Annotated in this window: 16 protein-coding genes; 15 read left to right on the top strand and 1 reads right to left on the bottom strand. The window is 71.2% G+C overall.

Annotated elements, in window-relative coordinates; genetic code table 11:
* The first annotated feature begins 13 nt into the window (after positions 1 to 13).
* The 13 genes from ACIQE0_RS19710 (at position 14) to ACIQE0_RS19650 (ending at position 14,443) form a co-directional block, all read left to right on the top strand.
* Positions 14 to 1,753: a UDP-N-acetylmuramoyl-L-alanyl-D-glutamate--2,6-diaminopimelate ligase gene (locus ACIQE0_RS19710; RefSeq protein WP_402333719.1), complete on the top strand. Its 1,740-nt coding sequence runs from the start codon at positions 14 to 16 to the stop codon at positions 1,751 to 1,753.
* A 62-nt stretch (positions 1,754 to 1,815) separates the two neighbouring features.
* Positions 1,816 to 3,306 carry a Mur ligase family protein gene (gene murF / locus ACIQE0_RS19705; protein WP_366331747.1) on the top strand — a complete coding sequence of 497 codons (1,491 nt, stop codon included), beginning with the start codon at positions 1,816 to 1,818 and terminating at the stop codon, positions 3,304 to 3,306.
* A gap of 5 nt (positions 3,307 to 3,311) precedes the next feature.
* A complete protein-coding gene (mraY, locus tag ACIQE0_RS19700; protein ID WP_351467362.1) occupies positions 3,312 to 4,376 on the top strand; it encodes a phospho-N-acetylmuramoyl-pentapeptide-transferase in 1,065 nt (354 codons plus the stop codon).
* Positions 4,373 to 5,824, top strand: coding sequence for a UDP-N-acetylmuramoyl-L-alanine--D-glutamate ligase (gene murD / locus ACIQE0_RS19695; protein ID WP_366331748.1), 1,452 nt, complete (start codon positions 4,373 to 4,375; stop codon positions 5,822 to 5,824). The genes mraY and murD overlap by 4 nt, the downstream gene beginning before the upstream one ends.
* Positions 5,825 to 5,883: 59 nt before the next feature.
* A complete protein-coding gene (ftsW, locus tag ACIQE0_RS19690; RefSeq protein ID WP_366331749.1) occupies positions 5,884 to 7,236 on the top strand; it encodes a putative lipid II flippase FtsW in 1,353 nt (450 codons plus the stop codon).
* Positions 7,237 to 7,242: 6 nt separating this feature from the next.
* Positions 7,243 to 8,334 carry an undecaprenyldiphospho-muramoylpentapeptide beta-N-acetylglucosaminyltransferase gene (gene murG, locus ACIQE0_RS19685; protein WP_366331750.1) on the top strand — a complete coding sequence of 364 codons (1,092 nt, stop codon included), beginning with the start codon at positions 7,243 to 7,245 and terminating at the stop codon, positions 8,332 to 8,334.
* Between the two features lie 22 nt (positions 8,335 to 8,356).
* Positions 8,357 to 9,172: a cell division protein FtsQ/DivIB gene (locus tag ACIQE0_RS19680; protein WP_402333713.1), complete on the top strand. Its 816-nt coding sequence runs from the start codon at positions 8,357 to 8,359 to the stop codon at positions 9,170 to 9,172.
* Positions 9,173 to 9,453: 281 nt separating this feature from the next.
* Complete coding sequence (gene ftsZ, locus ACIQE0_RS19675; RefSeq protein WP_366331752.1) at positions 9,454 to 10,686, top strand: cell division protein FtsZ; 1,233 nt, start codon at positions 9,454 to 9,456, stop codon at positions 10,684 to 10,686.
* Between the two features lie 14 nt (positions 10,687 to 10,700).
* A complete protein-coding gene (pgeF, locus tag ACIQE0_RS19670; protein WP_402333710.1) occupies positions 10,701 to 11,453 on the top strand; it encodes a peptidoglycan editing factor PgeF in 753 nt (250 codons plus the stop codon).
* The gene (locus tag ACIQE0_RS19665; protein WP_402333707.1) at positions 11,450 to 12,184 is read left to right on the top strand and encodes a YggS family pyridoxal phosphate-dependent enzyme; all 735 of its coding nucleotides are present in this window, start codon (positions 11,450 to 11,452) and stop codon (positions 12,182 to 12,184) included. Before pgeF ends, ACIQE0_RS19665 begins: the two co-directional genes overlap by 4 nt.
* A 124-nt stretch (positions 12,185 to 12,308) precedes the next feature.
* Positions 12,309 to 12,929 carry a cell division protein SepF gene (locus ACIQE0_RS19660; RefSeq protein ID WP_366331755.1) on the top strand — a complete coding sequence of 207 codons (621 nt, stop codon included), beginning with the start codon at positions 12,309 to 12,311 and terminating at the stop codon, positions 12,927 to 12,929.
* A 70-nt stretch (positions 12,930 to 12,999) separates the two neighbouring features.
* Positions 13,000 to 13,293: a YggT family protein gene (locus ACIQE0_RS19655; protein WP_039637383.1), complete on the top strand. Its 294-nt coding sequence runs from the start codon at positions 13,000 to 13,002 to the stop codon at positions 13,291 to 13,293.
* 49 nt (positions 13,294 to 13,342) lie between these two features.
* A complete protein-coding gene (locus tag ACIQE0_RS19650; protein ID WP_366331756.1) occupies positions 13,343 to 14,443 on the top strand; it encodes a DivIVA domain-containing protein in 1,101 nt (366 codons plus the stop codon).
* Between the two features lie 230 nt (positions 14,444 to 14,673).
* Here the strand turns inward: ACIQE0_RS19650 and ileS are convergent, their stop codons facing one another.
* Positions 14,674 to 17,817, bottom strand: coding sequence for an isoleucine--tRNA ligase (gene ileS / locus ACIQE0_RS19645; RefSeq protein ID WP_402333704.1), 3,144 nt, complete (start codon positions 17,815 to 17,817; stop codon positions 14,674 to 14,676).
* Positions 17,818 to 18,471: 654 nt separating this feature from the next.
* Between ileS and ACIQE0_RS19640 the strand changes: the two genes are divergently transcribed.
* Together ACIQE0_RS19640 and lspA are read left to right on the top strand one after the other, a co-directional pair.
* Complete coding sequence (locus ACIQE0_RS19640) at positions 18,472 to 19,275, top strand: TraR/DksA family transcriptional regulator (protein WP_402333702.1); 804 nt, start codon at positions 18,472 to 18,474, stop codon at positions 19,273 to 19,275.
* 124 nt (positions 19,276 to 19,399) lie between these two features.
* Complete coding sequence (gene lspA, locus ACIQE0_RS19635; RefSeq protein ID WP_366331759.1) at positions 19,400 to 20,002, top strand: signal peptidase II; 603 nt, start codon at positions 19,400 to 19,402, stop codon at positions 20,000 to 20,002.
* Positions 20,003 to 20,026: the final 24 nt, after the last annotated feature.

Genomic DNA, 20,026 nt, shown 5'->3' with positions numbered 1-20,026 from the left:
AGGCAACACCGCCGTGACGACCATCACCCCCGACGGCCCGCACCTGCCCGGCGACAGCGGCCCGGCGAAGCCCTCACTTCGCCCCGAGCCCGTCCTGCCCGGTACGCTCACCGCCGTGTCACAAGCTGATCAGTCCCCGAAACCCCAGCAAGCGGAGAAGGGCGGCCCCGGCAGATATCCGGGCGCGCCGCGCCCTGAGGAGGTCCGTCCCACCCCCCTGACCGACCTCGCCGAGCAGCTCGCGATCCCGGTCCCGGACGGCGGTGAGGCGGTCCAGGTCACCGGCATCACCCACGACTCCCGCGCGGTCCGCCCCGGCGACGTCTACGCCGCACTGCCCGGCGCCCGTCTGCACGGCGCCGACTTCGTCGCGCAGGCCGCCGACCTCGGCGCCGCCGCGATCCTGACCGACCCGACGGGCGCCGAACGCGCCGCCGCGACCGGTCTGCCGGTCCTGGCCGTCGACGACCCGCGCGCACGGATGGGCGCCCTGGCCGTCTCGATCTACGGGGCGCCGGGCGAGGACCTCCTCCAGATCGGCATCACCGGCACCTCCGGCAAGACCACCACCGCGTACCTCATCGAGGGCGGTCTGCGCGCCGCGGCCACCAAGGGCGGCGACGGGGCGCTGACGGGCCTGATCGGCACCGTCGAGTCCCGGATCGGCGACGAGCGGCTGAAGTCCGAGCGGACCACCCCCGAGGCCACCGACCTCCAGGCGCTGTTCGCGGTGATGCGCGAGCGCGGTGTGGGCTCGGTCGCCATGGAGGTCTCCAGCCACGCGCTGGTGCTCGGCCGGGTCGACGGCTGCGTCTTCGACGTCGCGGTCTTCAACAACCTCAGCCCGGAGCACATGGAGTTCCACTCCGGCATGGAGGACTACTTCCAGGCCAAGGCCCAGCTGTTCACGAAGGCGCGCAGCAAGGCCGGCGTGGTCAACCTCGACGACGCGTACGGCCGCCGGCTGGCCGCCGGCGAGTCCGAGGTCCCGGTCACCACCTTCTCCGCCGAGGGCCACCCGGACGCGGACTGGCGCGCCGCCGACGTCGAACTCGGCGCGCTCGGCTCGACCTTCACCGTGCACGGCCCCGGAGGCGTGACGCTGCGCGCCGCCTCCCCGATCGCCGGCCCGTTCAACGTCTCCAACGCGCTCGCCGCCATCACGGCCCTGGCCGTCGCCGGCGTCGACCCGCAGATCGCGGCCGACGGCGTCGCCGGGATCCCCGGGGTCCCCGGCCGCCTGGAGCGCGTGGACGCCGGCCAGCCGTATCTGGCCGTCGTGGACTACGCGCACAAGACGGACGCCGTCGAATCGGTTCTGCGCGCCCTGCGCAAGGTCACCACCGGCAGGCTGCACGCCGTCCTCGGCTGCGGCGGCGACCGTGACCGGCAGAAGCGGATGCCGATGGGCGCCGCGGTGGCCCGGCTCGCCGACACCGCCGTGCTGACCTCCGACAACCCCCGCTCCGAGGACCCGCTCGCGATCCTCGCCACCATGCTCGCGGGCGCCGCCGAGGTGCCCGTCCACGAGCGCGGCACCGTCCTTGTCGAAGAGGACCGGGCCGCCGCCATCGCCGCCGTCGTCGCCCGCGCGGAGCCCGGCGACACCGTGATCGTCGCGGGCAAGGGCCACGAACTGGGTCAGGACATCGCCGGAGTGGTACGCCCCTTCGACGACCGTCAGGTGCTGCGCGAGGCCATCGAGCAGTCGCAGAAGTCGCAGCAGTCACAGCAGCCGAACCACCAGGGATGACACACCGCCATGCGCGCACAATCCTCTTGTTGGCACCTCCTGCACGGCTTCGGGGGTGACCTGTGATCTCCCTGTCCCTCGCCGAGATCGGACGCATCGTCGGCGGGCAGCAGCACGACATACCGGACCCGGACCGCGAGGTCACCGGGCCGGTCGTCTCGGACTCCCGAGCAGTCCGTCCCGGTGGCTTGTTCGTTGCGTTCGCCGGTGACCGCTTCGACGGCCACGACTTCGCCGCCGGCGCCGTCGAGGCCGGTGCGGTGGCGGTCCTCGCGGCCCGCCCGGTCGGCGTCCCCGCGATCGTCGTCGATGACGTCGTCGCAGCTCTCGGCGCACTTGCCCGCGCCGTCGTGGAGCGCTTGGGTACCACCGTCGTCGGTCTGACCGGCTCGGCCGGCAAGACCAGCACCAAGGACCTGATCGCCCAGCTGCTCCAGCGGCACGGCCCCACGGTGTGGCCGGAAGGCAACCTCAACAACGAGATCGGGCTGCCGCTCACCGCGCTGCGCGCCGACGCCACCACCCGCCATCTCGTCCTGGAGATGGGCGCCCGCGGCATCGGCCACATCCGCTACCTCGCCGAGCTCACCCCGCCCCGCATCGGCGTGGTCCTCAACGTCGGCACCGCGCACCTCGGCGAGTTCGGCGGCCGCGAGCAGATCGCCCAGGCCAAGGGCGAGCTCGTCGAGTCGCTGCCCGCGGCCGACGAAGAAGGGCCCGAAGGGCTTCCGCTGGAGGGCGGCGGCGGGCGACGGGCGGGGGGGATCGCGGTGCTCAACGCCGACGACCCGTACGTCCGCGCCATGGCGTCCCGTACGAGGGCCCGTACGGTCCTCTTCGGCGAGTCCGAGGACGCCGCGGTCCGCGCCGAGAACGTCCGGCTGAGCGACCTGGGGCAGCCCGCCTTCACGCTTCACACACCCTCCGGGTGCAGCGACGTGTCCATGCGGCTGTACGGTGAGCACCACGTGTCGAACGCGCTCGCCGCGGCCGCCGTCGCCCATGAGATGGGCATGCCCGTAGACGAGATCGCGACTGCGCTCTCCGAAGCCGGCACGCTCTCCCGCTGGCGGATGGAGGTCACCGAGCGCGCGGACGGCGTGACGGTCGTCAACGACGCCTACAACGCGAACCCCGAGTCCATGCGAGCGGCGCTGCGTGCGCTGGTCGCCATGGGCACCGCCGCCAAGGCGCAGGGGGGCCGGACGTGGGCGGTGCTCGGTGAGATGGCCGAGCTGGGCGAGGAGTCACTCGCTGAACACGACGCGGTCGGGCGGTTGGTCGTCCGGCTCAACGTCAGCAAGCTCGTGGCGGTCGGCGGCAGGGAAGCGGCCTGGCTCGACATGGGCGCCAAGAACGAGGGTTCGTGGGGTGAGGAGTCGGTGCACGTGTCCGACGCGCAGGCGGCGGTCGACCTGTTGCGCAGGGAGCTGCGACCGGGAGACGTCGTGCTGGTGAAGGCGTCCAGGTCGGTGGGCCTGGAGCGGGTCGCCGCGGCATTGCTGGACGGCGAGGGCGGTTCCGGCGTTGAGGGCGGGGCCGCGTCCCGATGAACTCCATGAAGCAGATCCTCTTCTCCGGAATGATCGGGCTCTTCCTGACCCTGATCGGTACTCCGCTGCTGATCAAGCTGCTGGCCAAGAAGGGCTATGGGCAGTTCATCCGCGATGACGGCCCGCGCACCCACGGCAGCAAGAAGGGCACGCCCACCATGGGCGGCATCTCCTTCATCCTGGCCACGATCATCGCCTACGCCCTGACGAAGGTGATCACCTCCAGCGACCCGACGTTCTCGGGCATCCTGGTGCTCTTCCTCTTCGCGGGCATGGGCCTGGTCGGCTTCCTCGACGACTACATCAAGATCGTCAAGCAGCGGTCGCTGGGTCTGCGGGCCAAGGCGAAGATGGCCGGCCAGCTGATCGTCGGCATCGCCTTCGCGGTGCTCTCGCTCCAGTTCGCCGACCTGCGGGGCGCGACCCCGGCCTCCGACCGGCTCTCCTTCACCCAGGACTTCGGCTGGCAGATCGGCCCGGTGCTCTTCGTCATCTGGGCGCTGTTCATGATCCTGGCGATGTCCAACGGCGTGAACCTCACCGACGGCCTCGACGGTCTGGCCACCGGCGCCTCGGTGATGGTCTTCGGCGCGTACACCTTCATCGGCATCTGGCAGTACCAGGAGTCCTGCGCCAACCAGATCACCGCCGGACCCGGCTGCTACGAGGTGCGCGACCCGCTCGACCTGGCCGTGGTCGCCTCCGCCCTGATGGGTGCCTGCTTCGGCTTCCTGTGGTGGAACACCTCGCCCGCCAAGATCTTCATGGGCGACACCGGTTCGCTGGCCCTGGGCGGCGCGCTCGCCGGTCTGGCGATCTGCTCCCGCACCGAGCTGCTGCTGGCCGTCCTCGGCGGTCTGTTCGTCCTGATCACCATGTCCGTGGTCATCCAGGTCGGTTCGTTCCGGATGACCGGCAAGCGGGTCTTCCGGATGGCGCCACTACAGCACCACTTCGAACTCAAGGGGTGGTCCGAAGTCCTTGTGGTGGTCCGCTTCTGGATCATCCAGGGCATGTGCGTGATCGTCGGTCTGGGCATCTTCTACGGCGGTTGGCAGGCGGCGAAGTGACCGGGTACGACCCTCAGGTCCCCGACGACTTCGCCGGCCGGCACGTCACCGTGGCCGGCCTCGGTGTGAGCGGCGTTCCCGCCGCCCGCGCCCTGGCCGGCCTCGGCGCCCGCGTCACCGTCGTCAACGGCAGCGACGGCGCCCGCGAACGGGCCCAGGCGGCCGAGCTGGAGAAGCTCGGGGTCACCGTCCGGCTCGGTGACGGGGAGACCCTTCCCGAGGGCACCGAGGTGGTGGTGACCTCCCCCGGGTGGAAGCCCACCAGCCCGCTCTTCCTGGCGGCCGAGAAGGTCGGCGTCCCGGTGTGGGGCGATGTCGAACTGGCCTGGCGGCTGCGCGGCCCCGACGCCGCGCCGTGGCTGGCGGTCACCGGCACCAACGGCAAGACCACCACCGTCCGGATGCTGGCCTCGATCCTGACCGCGGCCGGTCTGCGCACCGCCGCGGTCGGCAACATCGGTGTCCCGCTGGTCGACGTGGTGCTCGGCGAGGGCCGCGACGAGGAGAGCTCCTACGACGTCCTCGCCGTCGAGCTCTCCAGCTACCAGCTGCACTGGGCACCGTCGGTGCGGGCGCACTCCGCGGCCGTGCTCAACCTCGCCCCGGACCACCTGGACTGGCACGGCTCGATGGAGGCGTACGCCGCCGACAAGGGCCGGATCTACGAGGGCAACACCGTCGCCTGCGTCTACAACGCCGCCGACCCGGCGACGGAGGACCTGGTCCGCGCGGCCGACGTCGAGGAGGGCTGCCGGGCGATCGGCTTCACCCTCGGCACCCCCGGCCCCTCCCAACTCGGCGTCGTCGACGGCATCCTCGTCGACCGCGCCTTCGTGGCGGACCGGCACCGGCAGGCGCAGGAACTCGCCGAGGTCTCCGACGTGGTGCCCGCCGCACCGCACAACGTCGCCAACGCGCTGGCCGCCGCGGCACTGGCCCGCGCCTTCGGCGTCCCGGCCGCCGCGGTGCGCGAGGGACTGCGGGCCTTCCGCCCGGACGCACACCGCATCCAGCACGTCGCGGACGTCGCCGGCGTCGCCTACGTCGACGACTCCAAGGCCACCAACACCCATGCCGCCGAGGCGTCGTTGGCGGCGTACGAGCACCTCGTGTGGATCGCCGGCGGCCTGGCGAAGGGCGCCACCTTCGACGAGCTGGTGCGCACCGCCGCCGGGCGGCTGCGCGCGGTCGTCCTGATCGGCGCCGACCGGGCGCTGATCCGCGAAGCGCTCGGCCGACACGCCCCCGATGTCCCGGTTGTCGACCTTGACCGGACCGACACTGGGGCGATGTCCGAGGCGGTCCGGGAGGCGGCCCGCCTCGCCGAGCCCGGCGACACCGTGCTGCTGGCCCCGGCCTGCGCCTCGATGGACATGTTCGTCAACTACAACAAGCGGGGCGAGGCGTTCGCCGACGCGGTGGGCGAACTGGCCGCCGCGGGTCACTAGCCCGTTTCTCCCCGCTGCCGTCGGTACCGGCGGCGAGCGCACCTGTGGAGGGGACGAGGATGACCGCCCGATCGGCGAAGCCGGCGCGGCCGCGGCCGGCCCGCCGGCCCTCCACGAAGGCGCGCCCGCCGCGGGCCGGCCGGACCCCGGCCGGCCCGCGCGGTCTCTACCTCCGGGCCAAGCGGGCCTGGGACCGTCCGTTGACGGCCTACTACCTCATCCTGGGCGGCAGCCTGCTGATCATCGTCCTGGGACTGGTGATGGTCTACTCGGCCTCCCAGATCAAGGCCCTCCAGTCCGGACTGGCCCCCTCCTACTTCTTCCGCAAGCAGCTGCTGGCGGCCGCCATCGGCGGCACGCTGCTGCTGCTCGCCTCCCGGCTGCCGGTACGGCGGCACCGGACGCTGGCCTATCCGCTGCTCGCCGGCTCGGTCTTCCTGCTGTGCCTGGTGGCCGTCCCGGGCATCGGGGTCTCGGTCAACGGCAACCAGAACTGGCTCAGTCTGGGCGGCCCTTTCCAGGTGCAACCGAGCGAGTTCGGCAAACTCGCGCTCGTCCTGTGGGCCGCCGACCTGCTCGCCCGCAAAGAGGAGAAGAAGCAACTGACGCAGTGGAAGCAGCTGCTGGTTCCGCTGACGCCGGTGACATTTCTCCTGCTGGGGCTGATCATGCTCGGCGGCGACATGGGCACCACGGTCATCCTGACCGCGATCCTCTTCGGCCTGCTGTGGCTGGCCGGCGCCCCGACCCGGCTGTTCGCGGGGGTGCTGGGCGCGGCCACGCTGCTCAGCGCGCTGCTGATCAAGACCAGCGCCCACCGGATGTCCCGGCTGGCCTGCATCGGCGCGACCGATCCGGGCCCGGGGGACCAGTGCTGGCAGGCCGTGCACGGCATCTACGCGCTGGCCTCCGGCGGACTCTTCGGTTCCGGGCTCGGGGCGAGTATGGAAAAATGGGGAGAACTCCCCGAACCGCATACCGACTTCATCTTCGCCATCACCGGGGAGGAGCTGGGACTGGCGGGGACGCTGTCGGTGCTCGCCCTCTTCGCGGCTCTAGGCTATGCGGGTATCCGCGTGGCCGGACGCACGGAGGATCCCTTCGTACGGTACGCAGCGGGTGGCGTGACCACCTGGATCATGGCCCAGGCCGTGATCAACATCGGTGCGGTGCTCGGCCTGTTGCCGATCGCCGGTGTCCCGCTCCCGCTGTTCTCCTACGGGGGCTCCGCCCTGCTGCCGACGATGTTCGCCGTCGGGCTGCTGATCGCCTTCGCGCGAGACGAGCCCGCCGCGCGAGCGGCGTTGACGGCTCGGCTGGCGCGGAGGCCGGCATCCGGCAGGAAACCGGCCGGGGTGAGATGGAAGACGATGAGACGGCGCGTCATGGGACGGCCGTCCGGAGAGCGGTGAATTTCGGTGCATGTCGTACTCGCCGGTGGGGGGACCGCCGGCCACATCGAGCCCGCGCTCGCCCTCGCGGACGCCCTGCGCAGGCAGGACCCGACCGTGGGGATCACGGCACTCGGTACGGAGCGGGGTCTGGAGACCCGGCTGGTCCCCGAGCGCGGCTATGAGCTCGGCCTCATCCCGGCGGTACCGCTGCCCCGTAAGCCCACCCCCGAACTGATCACCGTCCCCGGGCGGTTGCGCGGCACGATCAAGGCCGCCGAGCAGATCCTGGAGCGCACCAAGGCGGACTGCGTCGTCGGCTTCGGCGGCTACGTGGCGCTGCCCGGCTACCTCGCCGCCAAGCGGCTCGGGGTGCCGATCGTCGTCCATGAGGCCAACGCCCGCCCCGGCCTGGCCAACAAGATCGGCTCGCGGTACGCGACCTACGTCGCCGTGAGCACCCCGGACAGCAAGCTGCGCGGCGCCCGATACGTGGGCATCCCGCTGCGCCGCACGATCGCCACCCTGGACCGGGCCGCGGTCCGCCCCGAGGCGCGCGCCGCGTTCGGCCTCGACCCCAACCTGCCGACGCTGCTGGTGTCCGGCGGTTCCCAGGGTGCCCGCCGGCTGAACGAGGTCGTCCAGGCCGCCGTGCCGGCGCTCCAGCGCTCCGGCATCCAGGTGCTGCACGCGGTCGGCCCGAAGAACGAACTGCCGCACGTCGACAACATGCCGGGAATGCCCCCGTATATCCCGGTACCGTACGTGGACCGGATGGATCTCGCGTACGCCGCGGCCGACATGATGCTCTGCCGCGCGGGCGCGATGACCGTCGCCGAGCTGTCCGCCGTCGGGCTGCCGGCCGCCTTCGTCCCGCTGCCGATCGGCAACGGCGAACAGCGGCTCAACGCCCAGCCGCTGGTCAACGCCGGCGGCGGCCTGCTGGTCGACGACGCCCAGCTGACCCCGGACTGGGTGCAGAACAACGTGCTCCCGGTGCTGGGTGATCCGCACCGGCTGTACGAGATGTCCCGCGCCGCCTCCGAGTTCGGCCGCCGGGACGCCGATGAGCTGCTGGTCGGCATGGTCCACGACGCGATCGAGCAGCGCCGCAAGTAGCGGACGAGAGAAGGCGGAGAGCGTGGCCGGACCGACCACCGCCAGGCGCGGCGCGAAGAAGTCACCGTCCGGCCCACGCTCTTCGCCGCCGTCCGGCGGCCGGCGCCTCGGAATGCCGCTGCCGCGACTGCGCCGGCCGGGCCGGCGCGGTGTGATCATCATCGCGGTGCTGGCCGTGCTGCTCGGCGGGTTCGGGATCTGGGCGTTCTACGGCTCGGACTGGCTCCGGCTGGAGAGCGTGCGGGCCACCGGAACCGATGTGCTCACGCCCCAGGCCGTGGTCGCCGCCGCGTCCGCCCCGATGGCCGCGCCGCTCGCCTCCGTGGACACCGACGCGATGGAACACCGGCTGCTCGCCCGGCTCCCACGCCTCAAAAGCGTTGTCGTCACCCGCTCCTGGCCGCACACCCTCGCTCTGGAAGTGACCGAGAGGACGCCGGAGCTGCTGCTGCAAACGAACGGAAAGTTCGCCGAAGTGGACGGCGAAGGCGTCCGGTTCGCCACGGTGGCCCGCGCCCCCAAGGGGGTGCCGCTTCTGAAAATGACCGGTTCCGACTCTCCGAGTCGGGAACGTTTCGGAACCAGCCGTTTGCTGCGCGCCTCGGTGGCCGTCGCGCAGGACCTTCCGGCCGTCGTCCGCAAGGACGTCCGCGCCCTCCGTGTGCGCTCGTACGACTCCATCACTCTCGAACTCGCAGACGGCCGCACGGTGATGTGGGGCAGTCGGGAACAGGGTGCCGAGAAGGCGAAGGTGCTGGCCGCGCTGCTGAAGGCCGCGCGTGATGCGCGCCACGTCGACGTCTCGGTCCCCAGTGCGCCCGCGGTGTCCGGGAGTTGACGTACCGCGCCGCAGGCCAGCACCCTGGATGGCTACGACTATGGGTGATCACATAGGGTGAAAAGAAAAACGGGAGGTTCGGCGTGTTCGTTGAACGCGCGCGCCTTGTCGACTTAGTGTCTCGTTCCAAAGGGACCGTGGGACCAGGAACACAGACACAGTAACCCTAAACTTCAGGCTTAGGGTTCGGGTCGGCAGAGCGGACCACCCTTTCGGCATCAGTCGGCGTCCACACGCAATGTGCGGCGACGACACGTAAATCGAGGCGAGAGGCCTTCGACGTGGCAGCACCGCAGAACTACCTCGCAGTCATCAAGGTCGTCGGGATCGGCGGCGGTGGCGTGAACGCCATCAACCGGATGATCGAGGTCGGGCTCAAGGGCGTCGAGTTCATCGCGATCAACACCGATGCGCAGGCGTTGCTGATGAGCGACGCCGACGTCAAGCTCGACGTCGGCCGCGAGATGACGCGCGGACTCGGCGCCGGCGCCAACCCGGACGTGGGCCGCAAGGCGGCCGAGGACCATCGCGAGGAGATCGAGGAGGTCCTCAAGGGGGCCGACATGGTCTTCGTGACGGCCGGCGAGGGCGGCGGCACCGGCACCGGTGGCGCCCCGGTCGTCGCCAACATCGCCCGTTCGCTGGGTGCCCTGACGATCGGTGTGGTCACCCGGCCGTTCACCTTCGAGGGTCGCCGCCGCGCCAACCAGGCCGAGGACGGCATCGCGAGCCTTCGCGAAGAGGTCGACACCCTCATCGTGATCCCCAACGACCGTCTGCTGTCCATCTCGGACCGCCAGGTGAGCGTGCTCGACGCGTTCAAGTCCGCGGACCAGGTGCTGCTGTCGGGTGTCCAGGGCATCACCGACCTGATCACCACCCCGGGCCTGATCAATCTCGACTTCGCCGACGTCAAGTCCGTGATGTCCGAGGCCGGATCGGCGCTGATGGGCATCGGCTCGGCGCGCGGCGACGACCGCGCGGTGGCCGCGGCGGAGATGGCGATCTCCTCGCCGCTGCTGGAGGCCTCCATCGACGGCGCCCGCGGTGTGCTGCTCTCCATCTCCGGCGGTTCCGACCTCGGTCTCTTCGAGATCAACGAGGCTGCCCAACTGGTCAGCGAGGCCGCGCACCCCGAGGCCAACATCATCTTCGGTGCGGTCATCGACGACGCGCTCGGCGACGAGGTCCGGGTCACCGTCATCGCCGCGGGCTTCGACGGCGGTCAGCCGCCGGCCCGCCGCGACGCGCAGCAGGCCAGCATGCCGGCCCCCAAGCGCGAGGAGCCCGCACCGGTCCGCCCGACCGTGCCGCCGGCCGACCCGCCGCGCACCGCACCGTCGTTCGGCGGTCTCGGCGCGGTCCCGCCGGTCCGCGACGAGGCCCCGGCGTCGTCCGACTCCTCGTCGCTGGGCGAGATCTCCACCCCGCCGGCCGGCCCGTCGGTTCCCCCGGCCCGTCCGTACTCGGACTCCGCGGCCGAGGAGCTGGACGTTCCCGACTTCCTGAAGTGACGTAAAGCACCGACGTGATAGGGCAACAGCACCACGTGAGCGGCGCGCACTTCGCCTTCACCGACAGGTGGGGCGGGGTGAGCGCCGCTCCGTATGAGCAGCTCAATCTGGGTGGCGCGGTCGGCGACGACCCCGCCGCCGTTCTCGCCAACCGCGCACGCGCCGCGCAGGTGCTGGGCCTGGACCCGGCCGACGTGGTCTGGATGAACCAGGTCCACGGCCGGGACGTGGCGGTGGTCGACGGACCCTGGACCGAGGGCGACATCCCGTCCGTGGACGCGGTGGTGACCGCCCGTCGGGGTCTCGCGCTGGCCGTCCTGACCGCCGACTGCACCCCGGTCCTGCTCGCCGACCCGGTCGCCGGGGTCGTGGGCGCCGCGCACGCCGGCCGGCCGGGTCTGGTCGCCGGGGTCGTTCCGGCGGTCGTCGCCGCCATGGTCGAACGGGGCGCGGAGCCGCCCCGTATCCACGCGTACACCGGACCGTCGGTCTGCGGGCGCTGTTACGAGGTGCCCGAGACGATGCGCGCGGAGGTCGCCGCGGTGGTGCCGCAGGCCTGGGCGACCACCTCCTGGGACACGCCGTCGGTGGATGTCTCCGCCGGGGTGTGCGCCCAACTCGCCGCGGCCGGCGTGCAGTTGCGTACGCAATCGCAGCTGTGCACCCGGGAGTCGGCGGACCACTTCTCGTACCGCCGCGACCGCACCACCGGGCGGCTGGCGAGCTACGTATGGCTCGGGGACGCCCCCGGAGAGGCTGCGCTGTGACCGACGACCGCAGAACGCAACTGGCCGACAACCTGGCGCGGGTGGAGGATCGTATCTCCGCCGCCTGTGCCAAGGCCGGCCGGGCACGCGAGGAGGTCTCGCTGATCGTCGTCACCAAGACCTACCCCGCGAGCGACGTCCGGTTGCTCGCGGAGTTGGGGGTGCGTCAGGTCGCGGAGAACCGCGATCAGGAAGCGGCGCCGAAAGCTGCCGAATGTGCTGATTTGCCACTGACGTGGCACTTCGTCGGTCAATTGCAGACCAACAAGGTACGCTCGGTGGCCCGTTACGCCGGCGTCGTCCAGTCGGTCGACCGGCCGCGACTGGTCACCGCGCTCGCCAAGGAGGCGGTGCGTTCCGGGCGTGAACTGGGATGTCTGATCCAGGTGGCGCTTGACGTCGAGTCAGGACCGGACGGGCGGATGACCGGGGACCGCGGTGGGGTGGCGCCGGAGGGCGTCGCCGAAATCGCCGAGGTGATCGCCGGTTCCCAAGGTCTGCGTCTGGACGGCGTGATGACGGTCGCTCCGTTGTCCGGACGGTACGCCGGACGTCAACGCGCCGCGTTCGAGCGGCTCATGGAAATCTCATCCGACCTGCGCTCGAACCATCCTGCTGCCACCATGGTGTCGGCAGGAATGAGCGCGGACCTCGAAGACGCAGTGGCCGCCGGGGCGACACATGTGCGCATCGGCACCGCGGTACTCGGAGACCGACCACGGCTCGGGTAACGTCGCCAAGCAAGTCGGACCACAGCACAAAATATGGTCATTCCCGCAGGAGTCGGGGCAGGCCGAGTGGATCCAAGGCCCCCGGTGACGGAGCCGATCCACCACAGAGCGGAGGACGCAGAGAATGGCCGGCGCGATGCGCAAGATGGCGGTCTACCTCGGCCTCGTGGAGGACGATGGGTACGACGGCCGGGGGTTCGACCCCGACGACGAGTTCGAGCCCGAGCTTGACCCGGAGCACGATCGAGGGCGGCGTCAACAGCACCAAGTGCAGCCCGAGACACGCCCGGAGCGGGAGGAGCCGGTCCGTGCCGCAACGCCTCCCGCGCCGCGCGAACCTGCCCCGCTCGCCACGGAAAGCGGACGACCCGCCCGTATCGCCCCCGTGGCATCCATCACACCCGAACGTCCGAACCTGGAGAAGAACGCGCCGGTGATCATGCCCAAAGTTGTGTCCGATCGGGAGCCTTACCGCATCACCACGCTGCACCCCCGGACCTACAACGAAGCCCGTACCATCGGGGAACACTTCCGTGAGGGCACTCCGGTGATCATGAACCTCACGGAGATGGACGACACGGACGCGAAGCGACTTGTCGACTTTGCGGCCGGTCTGGTCTTCGGACTGCACGGCAGCATTGAGCGGGTGACGCAGAAGGTGTTCCTGTTGTCGCCTGCTAACGTCGATGTCACGGCGGAGGACAAGGCCCGTATCGCAGAGGGCGGGTTCTTCAACCAGAGCTGAGACGCACCAATTGGGCACACCAAGGCCGTAAGGTCATAACGCAGGAACCAAGGGGAGAGGGACGCGCGAGATGAGTGTCGCTGGTCAGGTGATCTACATCGCGCTGTACTGCTTTCTGATCCTGCTGATCTTCCGGCTGGTGATGGACTATGTCTTCCAGTTCGCCCGCTCATGGCAACCAGGCAAGGCGATGGTGGTGATTCTTGAGGCCACCTACACTGTCACCGATCCGCCACTCAAGCTTCTGCGGCGGGTCATTCCGCCGCTGCGTCTCGGGGGCGTGGCGCTCGACCTGTCCTTCTTCGTATTGATGATCATCGTCTACATCCTGATCACCGTCGTGAGGTCGGTGTTGTTGGTGTGAACGATACGGTCTTGCCGATTGCCGACGACTACGTTGAGGTGAAGTAGAGATGCCGTTGACCCCCGAGGACGTGCGGAACAAGCAGTTCACGACCGTCCGCCTTCGAGAAGGCTATGACGAGGACGAGGTCGATGCCTTCCTCGACGAGGTCGAGGCCGAACTGACCCGCCTGCTGCGGGAGAACGAGGACCTGCGCGCCAAGCTGGCCGCCGCCACTCGTGCCGCCGCGCAGAACCAGCAGCAGGGCCTGCGCAAGGGGCCCGACCCGCAGCAGGAGCAGCCGCAGCGGCCGGGGGCACCGGTGCCCGCCGCCATATCCGGTCCGCAGCCGGTCCCGCCGCAGCAGCAGGGGATGGGTGGCCCGCCCCAACTGCCCGGTGGTGCACCGCAGCTGCCTCCCGGTCCCGGTGGCCACGGTCCGCAGGGCCCGCACGGTCCCGGCCCGATGGGCCAGGGCGGCCCGCTGGGCGGTCCGATGGGCGGCCCCGGACAGCAACTGCCGCAGCCGGCCCAGCCGCAGGGTGGCCCCGGTGGTGACAGCGCGGCCCGCGTGCTGTCGTTGGCACAGCAGACCGCCGACCAGGCGATCGCGGAGGCCCGTTCCGAGGCCAACAAGATCGTCGGCGAGGCGCGCAGCCGTGCCGAGGGCCTGGAGCGGGACGCCCGCGCCAAGGCCGACGCGCTGGAGCGGGACGCGCAGGAGAAGCACCGCGTGGCGATGGGCTCGCTGGAGTCGGCCCGCGCGACGCTGGAGCGCAAGGTCGAGGACCTGCGCGGCTTCGAGCGCGAGTACCGCACCCGTCTGAAGTCGTACCTGGAGAGCCAGCTGCGTCAGCTGGAGAACCAGGCCGACGACTCGCTGGCCCCGCCGCGGACCCCGGCCGCTCCTTCGCTGCCGCCGTCCCCGTCGATGGCCTCGGCCGGTGCGGGCACCATGGGGGGCAACCACACCATGGGTGGCGGTCCGTCCATGGGCGGCAACCACTCCATGAGCAGCCCGTCCAGCGGTGGTCCGTCCTACGGCGGCCAGCAGCAGATGTCGCCGGCGATGACCCAGCCGATGGCGCCGGTGCGGCCGCAGGGCCCGTCGCCGATGCAGCAGACGCCGTCGCCGATGCGGGGCTTCCTCATCGACGAGGACGACAACTGAACGACATCTGACGCCGGGAACGGCGCACAGAGTCGGCAATCAGGGCCGGGCCCCGAGGGAACTCCCTCGGGGCCCGGCCCTGTTCGCGATGGTCCCTGGTGTGTGGGGGTGTCCGTGCCGTCGTCCGTGCAGGGGGCGCGGCGGTGGTACGCAGGGGGCGGAGAAGGGCGCGGGCCCCGGCGCGCAGTGCGCCGGGGCCCGGTGGTGCTCTGTCGTGCTTCCGTGCTCCGTTATGCCTTGCGGAGGTGGAAGGTCAGGGCCAGTGCCTCGTCGGTGAAGGCCGGGCCGTACGACGCGTCCGGCTCGCCGGTGGCGAAGTCGGTGGCCAGCACCTCGTCGGAGATCAGTGCGGCGTGGTCGGTCAGGGCCGTGCGGACCTCGTCGTCGGCGGCCGTCCAGCGCAGCGCGATCCGGTCGGCGACGTCCAGGCCGCTGTTCTTGCGGGCCTCCTGGATCAGCCGGATCGCGTCGCGGGCGAGGCCGGCGCGGCGCAGCTCCGGAGTGATCTCCAGGTCGAGGGCGACCGTCGCGCCCGCGTCGGAGGCCACCGACCAGCCCTCGCGCGGGGTTTCGGTGATGATGACCTCTTCGGGGGTGAGGCCGACGGTCTCGCCGTCCACCTCGACGCTCGCCGTGCCGTTGCGCAGCGCGAGCGAGAGGGCGGCGGCGTCCGCGGCGGCGATCGCCTTGGCGACCGCCTGGACGCCCTTGCCGAACCGCTTGCCCAGGGCACGGAAGTTGGCCTTGGCGGTGGTGTCCACCAGGGAGCCGCCGACTTCGGAGAGCGAGGCCAGCGAGCTGACGTTGAGCTCCTCGGCGATCTGGGCGCGCAGGTCCTCGGAGAGGTCCGCGAAGCCGTGGGCGCCGACCAGCGCGCGGGACAGCGGCTGGCGGGTCTTCACCCCGGACTCGGCGCGGGTGGCGCGGCCCAACTCGACGAGCCGGCGCACCAGTTGCATCTGCGTGGAGAGCGCGGGGTCGATCAGCTCCCGGTCGGCCACCGGCCAGGTGGAGAGGTGGACCGAGTCCGGGGCGTCCGGGGCGACCGGGACGACCAGGTCCTGCCAGACCCGCTCGGTGATGAACGGGACGAGCGGGGCCATCAGGCGCGTCACCGTCTCGATGACGTCGTGGAGGGTGCGCAGCGCGGACGCGTCGCCCTGCCAGAAGCGGCGGCGGGAGCGGCGGACGTACCAGTTGGAGAGGTCGTCGACGAACGCGGAGAGCAGCTTGCCGGCGCGCTGGGTGTCGAAGCCCTCCAGGGCGGTGGTCACCTCGTCGACGAGGGTGTTCACCTCGCCGAGCAGCCAGCGGTCCAGCAGCGGGCGGTCGGCCGGGGCCGGATCGGCCGCGGACGGCGCCCAGTCGGCGGTGCGGGCGTAGAGGGCCTGGAAGGCGACGGTGTTCCAGTACGTCAGCAGGGTCTTGCGGACGACTTCCTGGATGGTGTTGTGGCCGACCCGGCGGGCCGACCAGGGGGAGCCGCCGGCGGCCATGAACCAGCGGACCGCGTCGGCGCCGTGCTGGTCCATCAGCGGGATCGGCTGGAGGATGTTGCCCAGGTGCTTGGACATCTTCCGGCCGTCCTCGGCGAGGATGTGGCCCAGGCAGACCACGTTCTCGTACGAGGACTTGTCGAAGACGAGCGTGCCGACGGCCATCAGCGTGTAGAACCAGCCGCGGGTCTGGTCGATCGCCTCGGAGATGAACTGCGCCGGGAACCGCTTCTCGAAGAGCTCCTTGTTGCGGTACGGGTAGCCCCACTGCGCGAACGGCATCGAGCCGGAGTCGTACCAGGCGTCGATGACCTCGGGGACGCGGGTCGCGGTCAGCGTGCAGCCCTCGTGGGTGCAGGCGAAGGTGACCGCGTCGATGAACGGGCGGTGCGGGTCCAGGCCGGACTGGTCGGTGCCGGTCAGCTCGGTCAGCTCGGTGAGCGAGCCGACACAGGTGAGGTGGCCCTCCTCGCAGCGCCAGATGGGCAGCGGGGTGCCCCAGTAGCGGTTGCGGGACAGTGCCCAGTCGATGTTGTTGGCCAGCCAGTCGCCGAACCGGCCGTACTTGACCGACTCCGGGAACCAGTTGGTGTTCTCGTTCTCCCGCAGGAGGGCGTCCTTGACCGCGGTGGTGCGGATGTACCAGGACGGCTGGGCGTAGTAGAGCAGCGCGGTGTGGCAGCGCCAGCAGTGCGGGTAGCTGTGCTCGTAGGCGAGGTGGCGGAAGAGCAGGCCGCGGGCGTCCAGGTCGGCGACCAGGGCCTCGTCGGCCTTCTTGAAGAACTGGCCGCCGACGAGCGGGAGTTGCTCCTCGAAGGTGCCGTCCGGGCGGACCGGGTTGACCACCGGGAGGCCGTAGCCGCGGCAGGTCTTGAGGTCGTCCTCACCGAAGGCGGGGGCCTGGTGGACGAGACCGGTGCCGTCGTCGGTGGTGACGTACTCGGCGTTGACGACGAAGTTGGCGCCTTCGAGGTCGAGGAGCTCGAAGGGGCGCTGGTAGGCCCAGCGCTCCATCTCGCGGCCGGTGAAGGTCTCGCCGGTGGCCGTCCAGCCCTCGCCCAGGGCCTTCTCCAGCAGCGGCTCGGCGACCACCAGCTGCTCGGTGCCGTCGGTGGCGACGACGTAGGTGACGTCGGGGTGGGCGGCGACCGCGGTGTTGGAGACCAGGGTCCAAGGGGTGGTCGTCCACACCAGGAGGGCGGCGCGGCCGGCCAGCGGGCCGGAGGTCAGCGGGAGGCGGACGAAGACCGAGGGGTCGACGACCGTCTCGTAGCCCTGGGCCAGCTCGTGGTCCGACAGGCCGGTGCCGCAGCGCGGGCACCAGGGGGCGACGCGGTGGTCCTGGACCAGCAGGCCCTTGGTGAAGATCTCCTTCAGCGACCACCAGACCGACTCGATGTAGTCGGGGTCCATGGTGCGGTACGGGGCGTCCAGGTCGGTCCAGTAGCCCATCCGCGTGGTCAGCTCGGCGAAGGCGTCGGTGTGCCGGGTCACCGACTCGCGGCACTTGGCGTTGAACTCGGCGATGCCGTACGCCTCGATGTCCTTCTTGCCGTTGAAGCCCAGCTCCTTCTCCACGGCCAGCTCGACCGGGAGGCCGTGGCAGTCCCAGCCGGCCTTGCGGTCGACGTGGTAGCCCTGCATCGTGCGGAACCGGGGGAAGACGTCCTTGAAGACGCGGGCCTCGATGTGGTGGGCGCCGGGCATGCCGTTGGCGGTCGGGGGGCCCTCGTAGAAGACCCACTCGGGGCGGCCCTCGGACTGCTGGAGGGTGCGGGCGAAGACCTTCCGCTCCTGCCAGAAGTCGAGCACCGCGTGCTCGAGGGCGGGCAGGTCTACCTGGGCTGGTACCGGGCGGTACTGGGGCGTGGGACTCATCGGTTCCTCCGGCGGACACCTGGTGCGTTCTCCGTCCGGAGGGACGAGAGCCTTGGACTCCCGCGGTACCACCCTCCTTGGCGGCGCCGTCGCGCACCGCCCCCTCATTGGGGTCGCGCTGCCGGTTCTACTGACTCTGCCGGACCCGCGGTCCGTGGGCGGAGCCCACTGTGCAGAGCTTTCTTCCGGCGGCTCCGGGCTGATCTTCACGTCAGGCACGCCCCCGGGCTCGCACCGTCCCCGGGTCGCTTCAGGCTGCGTCTGACGCTACTGGTCCCATCAACGCCTTTCGCTGCTCCCCGAGCTCTCGGCTTCTCCCCGGGCCGTCGGCCGGGAGGTGCCCCCAGAGCAGGGGGTGCCCCCACAGTGTACGGGGCCGCGCCGTCAGCGGCCGACCGGATTTCGGGCCGCCGGCGCGGCAGCCGCGGGCCGGGGCCCACCGCCTCCCGGCTGACCCGAATGGCGACACCGTCAGACCCGGGCATTCCGGGTGGATTGCGACGCGGGAAGCAGGGCACAACGGAGGCAGGCGAGACGTACGGGCCTGGCGGCGGGGTGGCCGGGCGGTGCGTCCCGTTGCCGCGTGCCGTGCGGAGATTTATCGTTCCCGTCACGATTCGCGCACAAGATCTCATATGCGAAGGGGTCGCGGCCATGGTGGCGAAGAAGACCGCCGCGGAGAAGACCACGACGTCCGCCGGGCCCGCTGACGAGGACGTCGCGAAGCAGTCCGCCCATGAGGAGGCAGCCGGGCACCCGGTGGCGCCGAAGAAGCCGGAGGAGGCCGCCGGGAAGAAGGCGGCCGCGAAGAAGGCGCCGGCCAGGAAGGCGGCGCCGGCCAAGGCCGCGGCCAAGAAGACGGCCGTGAAGAAGACCGCCAGGAAGGCCGTCGCGAAGAAGACCGCGAAGACCGTGGACAAGGCCGCGGCCAAGGAGCCGGCGGTGGAGAAGGCGGCCGCGGCGGGAGTCGAGGCGGTGCCGGCGGAGGGGCCGGAGAAGAAGAAGGCGCTGGCCGCGCGGCGCGGCGCCGGCTCTGGGTCCCCGGTCCGGCTGGCCGCGGAGCCCGGTGAGCTCGCGGTCCGGCCGGGGGAGGCGCCCTGGACGCCCGAGGAGGTGGCCGCGGCGCGGACCGACCTGATGGCGGAGGTGGGCCGGCTCCAGGCGGAGATCGTCGCCGCCGAGGACGCCATCGCGGGGCTGATGCGGGACTCCGGCGACGGCGCCGGCGACGACGAGGCGGACACCGGCACCAAGAACATCACCCGCGAGCACGAGCTGGCGCTGGCCTCCAACGCACGCGAGATGCTGCACCAGACCGAGCGCGCCCTCGGCCAGCTCGACGCGGGTACGTACGGGCTGTGCGAGAACTGCGGCAAGCCGATCGGGAAGGCGCGGATGCAGGCGTTCCCGCGGGCCACGCTCTGCGTGGAGTGCAAGCAGAAGCAGGAGCGGCGCTGACGTCCTCGTAGCGACCTGTGACGGCCCGGTACCCGACGGCCCCGCGCCCGCGCGCGGGTGTCGTACTCTCGTGGGCAGCCGGGCGGGCCCGGCGGTGGACTCGACGGGCTTAAGGGACGTACACGTGGCAGAGGCGGAACGCATCACCGGTACGCCGGAATCCGAGCCGGGTTCCGGGGCGGACCCCGTGGCGGGATCCGAAGGGGGACGGCCGGCGGAGGACGGAGCGTCCGCCGGGCGGGGGCCGCGGCGGATCGCCGCGCTGCTGCTGGTGGCCGCCTTCGTCTACCTGCTCGACCTGGGCAGCAAACTCGCGGTGGTCGCCAAGCTGGAGCACCATGCGCCGGTCGAGATCATCGGGACGCTGCTCCAGTTCAACGTGATCCGCAACCGCGGGGCCGCCTTCGGGTTCGGGCAGGCGCTGACGGTCTTCCTGACCATCATCGCGGCGGTGGTGATCGTGGTGATCTTCCGGATCGCGCGCAAGCTGTACAGCCTGCCCTGGGCGATCGCGCTGGGGCTGCTGCTGGGCGGCGCGTTCGGCAACCTCACCGACCGGATCTTCCGTACGCCGGGCGTCTTCCAGGGCGCGGTGGTGGACTTCATCGCCCCGGCCCACTTCGCGGTCTTCAACCTCGCCGACTCCGCGATCGTCTGCGGCGGCGTGCTGATCGTGCTGCTGTCCTTCCGGGGGCTGGACCCGGACGGGACCGTCCACAAGGACTGAAGCACCGAGCGGCCCGGACCCCGG

It is taken from the genome of Streptomyces sp. NPDC093097 (assembly GCF_044754325.1).
Classification (GTDB): Bacteria; Actinomycetota; Actinomycetes; order Streptomycetales; family Streptomycetaceae; genus Streptomyces.
This window is presented reverse-complemented; position numbering and strand designations above follow the sequence as displayed.